At 33.3% G+C, this 13,008-nt stretch carries 10 protein-coding genes and 1 tRNA gene; 1 reads left to right on the top strand and 10 read right to left on the bottom strand.

The window, feature by feature from the left end:
* Positions 1 to 16: 16 nt before the first annotated feature.
* From AC1EUU_RS10765 to AC1EUU_RS10725, 9 genes are all read right to left on the bottom strand, one after another.
* Positions 17 to 1,381 carry an OmpA family protein gene (locus tag AC1EUU_RS10765; protein ID WP_480201427.1) on the bottom strand — a complete coding sequence of 455 codons (1,365 nt, stop codon included), beginning with the start codon at positions 1,379 to 1,381 and terminating at the stop codon, positions 17 to 19.
* Positions 1,382 to 1,522: 141 nt separating this feature from the next.
* Entirely contained in the window at positions 1,523 to 3,670 is a 2,148-nt protein-coding gene (locus tag AC1EUU_RS10760) for a peptidylprolyl isomerase (RefSeq protein WP_480201426.1), read from the bottom strand.
* 94 nt (positions 3,671 to 3,764) lie between these two features.
* A complete protein-coding gene (locus AC1EUU_RS10755; protein ID WP_480201425.1) occupies positions 3,765 to 5,027 on the bottom strand; it encodes a hemolysin family protein in 1,263 nt (420 codons plus the stop codon).
* Positions 5,028 to 6,374 (bottom strand): M24 family metallopeptidase, encoded by a 1,347-nt coding sequence (locus AC1EUU_RS10750; protein ID WP_480201852.1) that lies wholly within the window; start codon positions 6,372 to 6,374, stop codon positions 5,028 to 5,030.
* A gap of 198 nt (positions 6,375 to 6,572) precedes the next feature.
* Positions 6,573 to 7,139 carry an LPS export ABC transporter periplasmic protein LptC gene (gene lptC, locus AC1EUU_RS10745; RefSeq protein WP_480201424.1) on the bottom strand — a complete coding sequence of 189 codons (567 nt, stop codon included), beginning with the start codon at positions 7,137 to 7,139 and terminating at the stop codon, positions 6,573 to 6,575.
* 9 nt (positions 7,140 to 7,148) lie between these two features.
* Positions 7,149 to 8,513 (bottom strand): tetratricopeptide repeat protein, encoded by a 1,365-nt coding sequence (locus tag AC1EUU_RS10740; protein WP_480201423.1) that lies wholly within the window; start codon positions 8,511 to 8,513, stop codon positions 7,149 to 7,151.
* A gap of 29 nt (positions 8,514 to 8,542) precedes the next feature.
* Complete coding sequence (locus tag AC1EUU_RS10735; RefSeq protein ID WP_480201422.1) at positions 8,543 to 9,913, bottom strand: tetratricopeptide repeat protein; 1,371 nt, start codon at positions 9,911 to 9,913, stop codon at positions 8,543 to 8,545.
* A 16-nt stretch (positions 9,914 to 9,929) separates the two neighbouring features.
* On the bottom strand, positions 9,930 to 11,204 hold the full coding sequence (bamG, locus tag AC1EUU_RS10730) for a BamG family beta-barrel-assembly machinery protein (protein WP_480201421.1): 1,275 nt from the start codon (positions 11,202 to 11,204) through the stop codon (positions 9,930 to 9,932).
* The gene (locus tag AC1EUU_RS10725) at positions 11,201 to 11,926 is read right to left on the bottom strand and encodes a type III pantothenate kinase (protein WP_480201420.1); all 726 of its coding nucleotides are present in this window, start codon (positions 11,924 to 11,926) and stop codon (positions 11,201 to 11,203) included. Before AC1EUU_RS10725 ends, bamG begins: the two co-directional genes overlap by 4 nt.
* Positions 11,927 to 12,028: 102 nt before the next feature.
* Here AC1EUU_RS10725 and AC1EUU_RS10720 point away from each other — a divergent pair.
* Positions 12,029 to 12,104, top strand: a tRNA-Phe gene (locus tag AC1EUU_RS10720).
* Between the two features lie 36 nt (positions 12,105 to 12,140).
* Here AC1EUU_RS10720 and AC1EUU_RS10715 read toward each other — a convergent pair.
* Positions 12,141 to 12,998 carry a pseudouridine synthase gene (locus AC1EUU_RS10715; RefSeq protein WP_480201419.1) on the bottom strand — a complete coding sequence of 286 codons (858 nt, stop codon included), beginning with the start codon at positions 12,996 to 12,998 and terminating at the stop codon, positions 12,141 to 12,143.
* Between the last annotated feature and the right edge of the window lie 10 nt (positions 12,999 to 13,008).

The raw sequence follows: 13,008 nt of genomic DNA, 5'->3' as shown, positions 1-13,008 counted from the left end.
TGTTAAAGAGTTGAAATTAGTCGTTTAAGTTAATTTCAGTTCTTCTATTTTGAGCTCTACCTCTTCTTGTTCTGTTTGAAGCAATTGGATTGTCTTCACCGAATCCTTTAGAACTTAATCTACCTGAAGGTACACCTTTAGATACTAAGTAATCTAATACAGCTTTAGCTCTTTCTTCAGAAAGTTTTTGATTTAATTCTTTAGAACCTACACTATCTGTATGACCTTCAACACTGAATTTAGAATCTTTATATTCTTTCATGATATCAGCGATTAAGTCTAATTTCTCTTCTACACCTGGTCTGAAAGATGATTTACCAGAGTTAAAGTAGATAGCTTTAGCAAACTCATCTAATTTAGCTTTAGCTTCTTCAGTAATGATTACTAAAGGACAACCTTGGTTAGAAGCAGGACCTACTTCGTTCACACAGTTATCATCTTTATCTAATACACCATCACCGTCAGTATCAGGCCAAGGACAACCTTTATTTTCTTTAGGACCAGCAGTATCTTTACACTCATCATCTTTATCATATACACCATCACCGTCAGTATCAGGACAACCGTTGTTTGCAGCTGTACCAGCTTCATTTGGACATTGATCATCTTTATCAGCTACACCGTCGCCATCAGCATCAGGACAACCGTTTAACGCAGCTAAACCAGCAGTGTTTGGACAAGCATCATCTCCATCTTTAATACCGTCACCGTCGGTATCAGGACAACCGTTGAATGCCTCTAAACCAAAAGTTTCTGGACACTCATCGTCTCTATCGTAAATACCATCTTTATCAGTGTCTTTACCGCCAAACTTAACAACTACGCCTAAAGCATGTTGAAAGTGAGGTAATACACGGTCTTCATCAAAAGAATGCTTATAAGTAGATTGAATATTAAGACCTAGGTTATCGCTAAACATAATGTTAAAACCAGCACCTCCGTTGAAAGTACCAACACCTAAATCATCCATCCAAGTATAACCACCACCTACATGTAAGAATGGATCAAACCATTTTGACTTACCAAATAAATTTTTAAGGTTATAACGAATGTCTAAATCTCCAGCATAATAAGATAAATCACTTGCTTGAATATCACCTAATTGTTCAATTCTATTTAGTGACGCCGCAATACCAACAGAAAACCCATCGCCTAAATATCTACCAACACGTATTCTTGAGATAGAAGGAATAACGTTATAGTGATCATTGACGTTAAAAAATTCATCAAACCAACCACCTTGTGTAGGCTGATTCGTTGGATACGTATCAACGGCATTGATACCAAAGTCAATTGACCAAGGATTGTTCTCGTCTTGTGCGTTCATACCTAATACAGTAAAGAATGCCAAAACGAAAATTACTTTTTTCAAATGTTTCATTTCAAATAATTTTAATTTATAATTTCTGTTTAAATCTGTTACAAATTGAGTGTTTGCAGTTGCAAATATAGCAAAAGTTAAAAAATATAAAATTTGCTTTAAATATTAATTTTTGTTAATCAAATATAAATATAGCAATTACTAGTAAAAAATTGTTCTATTATCTTCAATATCTGCTGATTTCTTTAAGACATCATAAGCTTTGTTTCCTTTGTTTTGCAAGTTTCTCGCAATGGTATTGGCAAAGTTCTTATAGTTATCTATTTGTGTGGGTAATTCTATTTTAGTAAGTTTTACAGCAAACATAGCGTTTTGCCCTTCTACGTCAACATACATTCTATCAGTATTTAAAGAACCAAGAACATTAATTAGTTCAGGTACTCTACCTACACCTGGCAATACAGGGCTTGAAACTGAAACCGCTTTACTAGAACTTACATTGGTGTTAAATTTAGTGGCAATTTCTTGAAGCGTAGCACCTTCCATTTGGTCTTTAATCATTTTCGCCTTTTTTTCCTTAATCAGAATGTTTCTGATTCTTGCTTTTGAGTTACCTATTGAAAGTCCTTTTTTATTTTTCTTATCAAGCCTTACTACAGCATATCCGTCTTCTATATCAAATCTCTTGATAGTTCCTTCGTCAGAATCTTTTTCAAAAGCCCATTTTATGATTTGTCTTTGATTACCCAATGTAGAAACGCGTTCATCTAATTCTTTTAAATAATATATTGGTTGAACTGTATAGGTATTTTCTTTTGCAAGTTCTATCAATTCTTTACCACCATTAAGATCAGAAGCAAAGGTTTCGGCTTTTTCAAAAATATCGTTTTCGGTTTCTTCAGAAGGTTCAATTTTTCTTGAGAACGTTGCTAATTTTAAAGCATCTTGTCTGTTCTTTTGACCTTCAATTTCTATAATATGGAATCCAAAGTCAGTTTTAACAACACCTAAGTCGCCGGTTTTTCCTTCAAAAGTGAAATCTCTAAATTCTGGCACCATTTGACTATATGGATACCAATCATATTTCCCTCCTTTATCTAAACTGCCTCTGTCAGAAGAGAACTCTTTTACAAACTCCTCAAATTTAGATTTATTAGCGTTTAAAATAGTCAAAAGACTATCTGCAGTATTTTTAGCTTGCTCTTCTGTTTGAGTAACTGTTGGACCACCACTTCTCGATCCAACAAAAGGAATTAAAATATGTCTTGATTTTACAGAGTCTGGCAATTGCTTAACATCAATTACCTTTGTTAGTTTAAAATACTCTCCATCTTTATAAGGGCCATAAATAGCACCTTTGTTAAATGAAAAGATAGTGTCTTTAATAGAAGGGAGCATTCTAGATTTTGTATAATATGCTTCATCTAAAGGGGTATCTGACCTGTTTTCTATAAAAAACTGAGAATCATCGGTTGCATTTGCGAATCCAATAACTTTAACATTACCTTTCGCAGCAGTACTATATTCTTCACGATCATCAATTAGCTTTCTTAAGCCTTCTTTTATCGCTTCTTCGTCTTCAGAAGTAGCTTTAATATCGAACTTAACAAAACTCAGGTTTCTTGAAGCTTCAGATTCGAACTCTTCGCTGTGATTTTTTACATAATCTTTTATTTCATCATCGGTCACAGTAATTAAGCTATCAGCTATATATGTAAAAGGAACATGTACATATTCTAAATCGAATTTGGTGTTTTTATCTAGATAATCGCGTTCACCATCTTTTAAGGTAGCACCTAAACCAACTTTAATAAGATTAGAGTAGGTATTTAATTCAAGATTAGATTTAATGTTTCTTTCATATTCTAACCAGCCTAACCATTGAGATTTACTCTGCTCATCTTCTCCAGAATTATCTTTTAATGTAGCAATGTATTCTTTTAATTTTTCTTCATCAAAAAGACCTACTTCATTTTTAAATAAAGGGCTACTTTGAATAAAAGGCTGCTTTAAGATTTCATCCCATACGTCTTTTTCTCCAACAACAATACCAGACTTTTCTAGCTGTGTTTTATAAACTTTCTCTCGAACAAGATTATCCCAAGCAGTTTTAACATTTTGCAGTTGCGAACTTCTGTTGCCTGAACGTGCTCTTTGTTGATCTACTAATTGAGCAAAATCTTCCCTAGAGATCGTCTCACCGTTAATTTCACCAATTATGTTTGTGTTTTTATTAAATAATGGACTGTTTACATCAAAAAGGCCTGTTAATACAAAAGCAAACAATGCCATAGCGATGATGATAATTAAAAATACTGAGCGTTCTCTAATCTTTCCTAAAATTGCCATGCTTCTTTTCTTTTTAAATGAGTGTGCGAAAATACAATTTACGTCGAAATAAAAAAAGGATAAATTAAAGGAAATTTAGATATCAAAAAAGAGGCTATTCTTCTTTAAATAAAACCTTTAAGTAGATGTTTTCAATTTTTGACGATGAAACCTCTTTAATTAAGAATTGATAATTTTCAATTTCAACAATTTCATCTTGCTCAGGAATAGTTTCGGTATGATGAACAATTAACCCGCCAAGAGTTTCGTAGGCATCATTTTCTGGGAGTTCTAAACTATATTGTTCATTCACGTAATCTACTTCTAATCGTGCAGAAAGTTCAAATTCGCGATCATTAATCTTATGCTCTAAAAGTTCTATAGAATCGTGTTCATCTTCTATTTCACCAAATAATTCTTCAACAATATCTTCAATAGTAATTAAACCTGAAGTACCTCCATATTCATCTAATACGATAGCGACACTTTTTCTTTTTTTGGTTAGACCATTTAAAATGTCGTTGATCATCATCGTTTCAGGTACTATCTCAATTGGCATTAGTACAGAACGTATATTTTTTGGCTTTTTAAACAATTCGAAAACATGTACATAACCAATGATATCGTCTAAAGAATCGTTAAACACCATAATTTTTGAAAGCCCGGTTTCAATAAACAACTTTTTGAGTGTAGAAACGGGTTCATGTACATCAATTGCGATGATCTCAGTTCGCGGAATCATTGCTTCACGAGCTTTTACATTATGAAATTCTAGAGCGTTTTGAAAAATCTGAATTTCTGAATCAATCGTTTCTTCATCAGAAGTTTCTAATTGTTCAATAATATAGTCGCCAAGCTCTACTTTACTAAATACCGATTGCGTTTCATCTTTTTTTGTGTTAAAGAAAACACGAAGTACAAAATCAGAAATAGCAATAATAAACTCAGAAAGAATATAGAACAGAATAAAGAACACATATGCTGGAAGAGCGAAAAGCTTTAACGCTTCATTGGCATAAACTCTGTAGATGGCTTTTGGAATAAATTCGGCACTTACAAGAATAACCAATGTAGAAATAATAGTTTGTGTTAAGAGTATTAAAAAATCGTTAGGCAAATAGGGTGCTACATATGGAGTTAATAATTCACCCATAAAATAACCATAAATCACTAATGAAATGTTATTCCCAACTAACATCGTTGTGATGAACTTCGATGGGTTTTCGGTAAGTTTTGTTAGAATTTTAGCAAAGAAACTATTGGTTTTCTTTTCAATTTCTATATGCATTTTATTCGCTGAAATAAATGCAATTTCCATACCTGAAAAAAAAGCCGATAATAGTATTGAGATTAATATGATGGTCAACTGTAAGGCCATTTACTTTACTTTGATGGGGATGATTTCTTCTTGACGAGTATTTATATAACGGAAACCATTTTTACCGTAAAAACCTGGTTCTTCAAGCATAATACGAATGTCTCTATTCCATTCTTTAATGTATACTGTTGTGTTTAATTCTATCGCATAGGCCGTATTTCTGTATAACGGATAATCTCCATTAAAAGGGACACCTTGTTGAGAATCCCACATACCAATGGTAGATCCAGATGAATGACCATATAGACCTAAAGGATGCGTATAAATAGAAGGCCTTAGACCTTCAGCCTTGGCCTCTTTTAATGATTTCAATAAAATTTCATTTCCTGTTCTACCTGCTACAAAATTTGAGGTCAAAATATCTTGTAATCGATTTCCTTTTTTAAATGCATTTTTTAAATAAACGGGAACAGTTAATTCATCATCTTTTAATACATAAGCATGTTGCTGGCAATCAGTATTTAGTCTTAAATAGGTAATGCCAAAATCACAGTGAAGTAAATCGCCTTTTTGCACGACATTTTCCTCTGGGCGTTTTGAGAACGAAGTAATATGGCTACCTAAGACTTCATTACTTCGTTGTATATCAATAGTTGGATGGAACCAAGTTTGTAAACCGAGGTCGTTCACGCGCTGCCTTAAGTACCAAACAATGTCTTCGGTGGTAGTTACTCCTGGTTTTATGATGTTGTTTGAAAATGCTTCTTTAATTACGTCATGGGTTAGTTTGGTGAGCTCTTCAAAAAGCTTCATTTCTTTTTCAGTTCGAGTTTCAATCCATGAAATTGCTAATTTTTCAGCAGAAACAATTCTTTTTTTATAGGTTTCCGGTAGTTTCTTGGTGAGCCAATCATAGTCAGTTTTTACTAAACCATCTGCTATAGCAAAATGTTCAGACATATTTAAACCAATTCTACTCGGATTACGTTCTTCTATAATTTTAAATAAAGCTTTCCATTGATCTGGTTGCTGTTCTTTATTCCAGGCAGATTGGATGTTTTCTCCAACATTATAACGTGCAACAGCCAACTGTTCAATAGTATTGAGATTCTTATTTCGATAAAAAACTAATATAGTGCGTCTTCTCGCGTTTAACCAAGTAGGGGGTAACATGGTTTTTAATACCGGATCCTCATTATATTCTCGTGAAATTAATATCCATAAATCAATAGATGCCTTATCCATTAACTTTGGTAGTAGATTGTCAAATCTATCCTTGAGTATTTCGCCTTCAACTTTTGCACGTTGTTGCATAGGCAAAACTTGTCCAGCGATATTAATAGTACTGAATAAAAAAAAGACTACAAAAAAGTAATGTATTTTTAAAAAACTATTCTTTTTTGTCATTTTCATTTTTTCTACGGTTTTCATAGTTAATTCTGAACCGTCGTTTAAAGTAAAATAGTATAACTAAAAGTACAGAAAAAAACAAAAAGATATAGGCATTGTTTCGATCAACATCCCATCTTTTATAAGACATAAACAAAGAGAATATGATCAATGCGATATAGGCAAACTCAGAAAATTTTAAATATTTTATCATGTTTAGTTATTTTCGTTAACATATACAGCGCCACTAATGTTCTTCATGTTAACTTTGGTTAAATCTTCACTAGACTCAAAACCTCTGCCATTAATTGTATCGGTTTTCGTGATAAGTCTAAAATCTTTTTCCGTATAAATATAGTGTGTATTTTGATCCCAATAGAGTTGCTCTGTGTATAATTTAGAATTATCACTATGATTAGTAACAATAACATTCCCTCTTACTTCAGAAATGGCTGTTTTGGCAAATGTTCTAGCATAATCGGCGGTTAATGTTGTAGAATCACCATTTTTTTCAAAATTAGTGATGGCTATTCCTTTAGGAAATTCTCGATATGGATGTAGTTCTCGATTTGCATAATCATGCAGCAATGGTGTAACCATTCGGGTTTTAATCCTACCAGAATCAGTATGAATAAGATTTACATTTTTAGCTACACCTATTGGTAGGTTTTTATCGGCTAAAAAGTCTTGCACATCTTTAATATTATTTTCACATGAAAAAAAGAATGCTACTATGAAGACAGTAGCAATTGTTTTTAGAATATGTGTTATGCTTTTCTGCATAGTGCAAAATTAAGGAACGCTAACGGTCTCTCCAATCCAGCATCCAATTTTAAATGATTGACCAGATTTGTAATCACTACTAAATACTAATTTTTTATCTGGAGCTAAAGCTCTATAGCTTTTAATATATTTATTTGCAGTAGAAGTTAAACTTGGATCTGCTTTTTTTGCTTGTGAAGCCTTATTCATAGCTGCAACAAAGACCATTTTTTTAGATAGCTCATCAGTACCACAGCTATTTGCGCTAGCCGCATAAGCACGAGCTATTAAAAGGTACGCTCTTCCCATGCTCGGTTGGTATGATAAAGCTTGTTTAGCATAAGAAGCTGCTGTTGCCGGACTTCTTCTGGTATAAGTAGAACCAATTTTATAAAGATATTTTGCTTTTTTATAAGGATCAGTTTCTAGATCGACAGCTTTTTTTCTATAATCGGTAGCTTTTGTCTTTTCACCTCTATCTTCAAGAATAGATGCAATCAAAACATAGGCTTCTGGAGAGGGTTCAACGGCAACATATGCTTCAACTAGTTTAGGGTAAATAGCATCTTCCGTACATTCTTTAGCATTCAATCTTGAAGCTGCTCTTCGTAACCATTTCGCATCGGCTTTATGTGCTTCAAAATTTTTGGTATAAAGAGGAACAAGTCGTTCACAGGTTGCAACTTCACCCAAAATCTGATCTAGAACACCTTCAACTTGACCTAACCCTCTTAAATTGATTTCATCATTCTTTAATTTAATCGCATCTTTTTTGCTGAGTGGGTTTTGACCTGCCTTCTTATCTAATGCATCTTTTGATCTCGTATGTACATCGATCTTTTTATTTACGGCATCTAAAGCATCATCATATGTATCAAAAACAACCTGAGGGTTGGTTTCCTTATTTCTATCCGTAATTTCTTGAAAATACTTAGCTAAGTTTTTGATGCTCATTTGAGCAGGATCAGATTTAAAAGCAACCTCTAATTTTTCAAACAATTCCTCTTTAGAAGCACTCCTTTTCTCTAGTGATAGGGCCCAGTCGCTATATACTTTTCCTAAATTATCAGGAAAGTATTGAATACGTTGTTGGTAGACTTTGTCAATTAATTCAGCTTCTTTCTTTTTTTGTTCAGGTGAAGCTTTTTCATATTGATATTCAGCAATTTTTAAACCATATTTATATATATTCTTTGAAGCCTTTGGACAATTCTCGAAAGTCCATAACCACGGTTTATAAGCATATTCATAATCCTTGGTTTTTGCATATTCAAAAAATTCAGATAGTTTTTCTTTACATAGATCAGGGTTTTCACCGTATTTATCTTGAGAAAAAGCCTTTTCAAAAATTAATAAACAAGATATAAGTATTAGAATTTGAAAAGGCTTTTTCATGATATATGTTTTTTATATGTTATTTTAAGTTAAGGAATTCTAACAGTTTCTCCAATCCAACAACCAATTTTGAAAGGAGCACCGGATGTAACACCTTGCGTAAATATTAATTTCTTAGAAGGTGCACTTGCATTATAACTCTTAATATATTTATTAGCTCTAGATGTTAAACTAGGGTCAACTTTTTTAGCCTGAGCCGCTTTATTTCTAGCTGCTACGTAAACCATTCTTTTTGAGAATTCATCTGTACCACAACCATTAGCACTACTTGCATATAAATTAGCTATTAGAATATATGCTTTTCCCATACTAGGTCTTGCTTTAAGCGCTCTGTTTGCATAAGCTCTTGACTGGCTTTTGCTTCTTTTTCTCATGGTTAAAGCAATTTTATATAAATAATCTGCTTTCTTATAAGAATCAGTTTCTAAATCAACTGCTTTGTTTCTATATTCTAATGCCTTACTTGCTTCTCCTCTCTTCTCTAATAGACCTGCATAGAAAATATAGGCATCAGGTGATGGAGCTGCATTTACATAAGCTTCAACCAACTTAGGATAGATTGGGTCTTCAGTACATTCTTTAGCATTTAATCTTGAAGCTGCTCTTCGTAACCAAGTAGCATTCGTTTTATTGGCCTCAAAACCTTTATTGTAAAGTGGAATCAAGCGCTCACAGGTAGCAACATCACTTACAATCTTATCTAAAATGCCTTCAACTTGCCCCAATCCGCGTAAGTTAATACCGTCATTCTTAAGTTTTCTTTCTTCTTTCTTAGATAAAGTTTGACCTTTTTCTTTTTTGGTATTTAAGACATCAGCTGATTTTGAGTGAATGTCAATTTTCTTATTCACTGCTTCTAATGCATCATCATATGTATCGAAAATTGACTGTGCATTCGTATCTTTATTTCTATCCGTAACTTCTTGAAAGTATTTTGCTAAATTTTTAATGCTCATTCTTTCTGGACCAGCTTTAAATGCTTTTTCCAATTTTTCGAAAACGGCATCATTAGATTTGCCTCTCTTTTCTAAAGACGTAGCCCAATCACTATATACTTTACCAAGGTTGTCTGGAAAATGCTCAACTCTCATAGTATATACTTTATCGATAAGTTGGCTTTCAGTTTCTTTCTGCGCTCCAGTAGCATTATCATATCTATGCTGCGCAATTTGCAATCCGCGACTATAAATATTTTTAGAAGCTTTTGGACAGTTTTCTAACACCCAAGTCCAAGGCTCATATGCTGGATCGAAATTTTTTGCTTTTGCATATTCAAAAAATATTGACAAATTGGTTTTACATTTTTCTGAATCTGCCCCATACTTATCTTGCCCATAAGCCTCGCTCACTCCTAATAAAAGGATTAAGCTCAGCACTAGATTTGTAACATTTCTTTTCATCTTGGTTATATTTATGTTAATCTAATTTACGTTTTCTAAACCATTTATCGCTAAGCGATAAACCAAGTCTAAAGTTAAAATAATTTTCTCTAACGAGATTACCACTTGCTTCACCTCGTTGTCCTAGTTCAAAGCCTAGGTTCAATCTTGACAATTGACGGCCAATCGGAAAGCCTACTCCAAAAGATATGCCAAAGTCATTTATAGTAGTATTATTAACAACTATTCCAGCTTGCTCAAATTTAAAGCCAGCTCTATAAGTCAATCGTTGCCAATAGTTTGTAACTGAGTTAAATTTTGGGGTATAAAAACCTCCAACAGAAATTTTACTCGAGTTATCATATCTAAATGCCGAATTATTTTGATCTAACCCATCATTAAATTCCAAAGCTTTTTGAAAAGAATATTCAACACCAGCATACCATTTATTTTCTTCTCCTATTCCGGCGCTCAAAATAGTTTTTACTGGGTTTTTGAAACGTTCATCAACATCACCAGTAAATGTTGTGTCTCTTGGACTAACAACTCCATCAGGCCTATTTTCTAATGAAAATCTATATTCACCACCTTTATTAGTGAGCTCATCGCTAAGATCTACTACTGCTCCTGTTTTTAAAGTTAATTTTTCAGAAACTTTAGTTTGGTATTGCGCTCCTAATTTTACGTTGAGACTAGCGCTCCTAATTTCGGTATCTGTTTTTTGAATAGTTGCTAAGGGAACACCTACACGTCTATTAAGTAAACTGTTTTCTATACTACCAAATATATACGACGCTTCAACACCAAGGCTGAATTTTTTACCGATTAGGTGTCCAAATCCTAAAAAGATTTTGTTGGTACCTCCTTCTCCAGAGAATAAATTTGTAGCCGTTAACTCATTATTTCCGTCAAAAAAATCTTGAGATAAAGAGTATCCTACAGAAGTATTCGGGGTTAAACCAAATGCAAATCCAGCCTTATCACCAATCGGAAAACCTAAGGCTATGTACGATAAAGAAGCATTAGAGCCGGTATCTTTGTTCGTGCCATCATCTATTTGCATTGCTCTATTAACTCCAGCTAAAGAAAAGTTGGTGAATCTTAAATATGCCAAGGAAGCAGGGTTGGTAAGCGATAGTTGAAAAGAACTATTAAATGCTCCTCCAATTTCACCCATTCCTATTTCTTCAACAGTTTCACCATCTGCATTATCGCCAATTCCGAAAAAAGAATATGGGGAAGTGTTATTTCTTTGAGCAAAAGTTTGAAGGGAAATTAGTAGAAAAAGAGCTCCTATTATTTTTTTAATCATTCGTCTGTGTTATGTATCAAAATACTGTTCAGTCCTTCCAACAAAAAATTTGGAATGGCAAATATGCTACTTTTTAGCTTTTTAGCCAAGAAATTTGAGTCACCTCCTGTTAAAACTACTGTTAAATTTGAATATTTCTTCTGATATTGATTAATAACTCCTTCTATTTCATGAATGATTCCGTTTAAAATACCTGATTGAATCGATTGATTTGTTGTTTTTCCTACAAGCGAAAATTTATCAATTTCTAATAAAGGAAGATTCGCGGTATAATCATGTAATGACTTGTAACGGATGTGAATGCCAGGAGAGATAGCCCCACCAAGATATTCATTTTTTTTATTGAGAATATCGTAGGTAATGCAAGTACCGGCATCAATTATAAGAACATTTTCTTTAGGATATTGCACCGCTGCTGCTGAAACTAAGGCTATTCTATCAACACCTAAAGTTTTTGGTGATTCGTATTTGTTTTTGAATGGAACTTTAGTACTATGATCTAAGAAAAGCGTGGTGTTAAAATCACTAAATAGTGCATTGTTTAAAACATTTGAATTACCTACCGATGATATGATAACACCGTTAATTTCATTTTTTTTACCCCATGATTCAATATTTTTCGCTACAGCTTTGTAGGAAGAAATTTTCATCTTCTTTAAAGTATCTCCTTGAAAAAGAGCTAGTTTTACACGGGTGTTACCTACATCTATTATTAAATTCATGTTTCATTGCTAAAGGGGTAAATTTACAAAACCAATTTTTATAAAATTTCGCTTTGTCAATTTTAAAAATGGAATTATATTTGCATCCGCATTTATGCAACTGGTGCCTTAGCTCAGTTGGTAGAGCAAAGGACTGAAAATCCTTGTGTCCCTGGTTCGATTCCTGGAGGCACCACCACTAAAAAGCCGAACAATTTGTTCGGCTTTTTTGGTTTTATATCATTTTTAGATTATTTACTTCTTGCTGCGTTAAATGTCGCCAATGACCACGGGGTAAATTTTTCTTGGTTAATTCGGCAAATAAGACCCTATCTAATTTTGTAACCTTATAACCAAAATGTTCAAATATTTTATGAACTATACGGTTTCTACCAGAATGAATTTCAATTCCTACTTCTGTTTTTGGTTGATTTTCTATGTAAGATACAGCATCAACAAAAACCATTTTACCTTCGAGTATAAAATTTTCTTCAATTTTTTGAAGGTCTTTCATTGCTAATTTTTTATCTAACGAAACTTGATAAAGTTTCTTAAAAGGAACTTTGGGTTGTGTTAGTTTTTTAGCAATATCGCCATCATTTGTAAATAGTAGCAGACCTGTAGTATTACGATCTAATCTACCAACGGGATATAATCTTTCTTTGGTAGCGCCACCAATTAATTCCATTACCGTTTTTCTTCCGCGTTCATCATCAATATTGGTGATATAGTTTTTAGGTTTATTCAGTAAAACATATCGCTTAACTTCGGGGTTAATTAATTGTCCGTCAAACCTTACTTCATCTGTAGGTTGAACTTGATACCCCATTTCGGTAATAACTTTACCATTTACTGTAGCACTCCCTGCTTTTATATAAGTATCGGCTTCGCGGCGCGAGCAAATACCGGCATTCGCTATATACTTATTCAAACGAATGCTGTTAGAAACAGGCTTTTTTTGAGCTGTAGACTTAGCTCGTGATACTTTGTTATACTTAGGTTTTCCTTTTTTAAAGGTTTTTTTTTGTGAATTCGAATTTCGAGAAGTACCACTGGCGTGTCGTCCTCTCGACGATGATTTTTTAAATGCCATTTCTAAAATT

The organism is Maritimimonas sp. 2205BS37-2 (assembly GCF_056591755.1).
Note: the sequence above shows the minus strand (reverse complement) of the source record. Positions and strands in the feature narration are given on the sequence as shown.

Bases quoted from the DNA above. Each gene is read 5' to 3' on its own strand.
- AC1EUU_RS10765 (WP_480201427.1), bottom strand. From the start codon at position 1,381: ATGAAACATTTGAAAAAAGTAATTTTCGTTTTGGCATTCTTTACTGTA.
- AC1EUU_RS10760 (WP_480201426.1), bottom strand. From the start codon at position 3,670: ATGGCAATTTTAGGAAAGATTAGAGAACGCTCAGTATTTTTAATTATC.
- AC1EUU_RS10755 (WP_480201425.1), bottom strand. From the start codon at position 5,027: ATGGCCTTACAGTTGACCATCATATTAATCTCAATACTATTATCGGCT.
- AC1EUU_RS10750 (WP_480201852.1), bottom strand. From the start codon at position 6,374: ATGACAAAAAAGAATAGTTTTTTAAAAATACATTACTTTTTTGTAGTC.
- lptC (WP_480201424.1), bottom strand. From the start codon at position 7,139: ATGCAGAAAAGCATAACACATATTCTAAAAACAATTGCTACTGTCTTC.
- AC1EUU_RS10740 (WP_480201423.1), bottom strand. From the start codon at position 8,513: ATGAAAAAGCCTTTTCAAATTCTAATACTTATATCTTGTTTATTAATT.
- AC1EUU_RS10735 (WP_480201422.1), bottom strand. From the start codon at position 9,913: ATGAAAAGAAATGTTACAAATCTAGTGCTGAGCTTAATCCTTTTATTA.
- bamG (WP_480201421.1), bottom strand. From the start codon at position 11,204: ATGATTAAAAAAATAATAGGAGCTCTTTTTCTACTAATTTCCCTTCAA.
- AC1EUU_RS10725 (WP_480201420.1), bottom strand. From the start codon at position 11,926: ATGAATTTAATAATAGATGTAGGTAACACCCGTGTAAAACTAGCTCTT.
- AC1EUU_RS10715 (WP_480201419.1), bottom strand. From the start codon at position 12,998: ATGGCATTTAAAAAATCATCGTCGAGAGGACGACACGCCAGTGGTACT.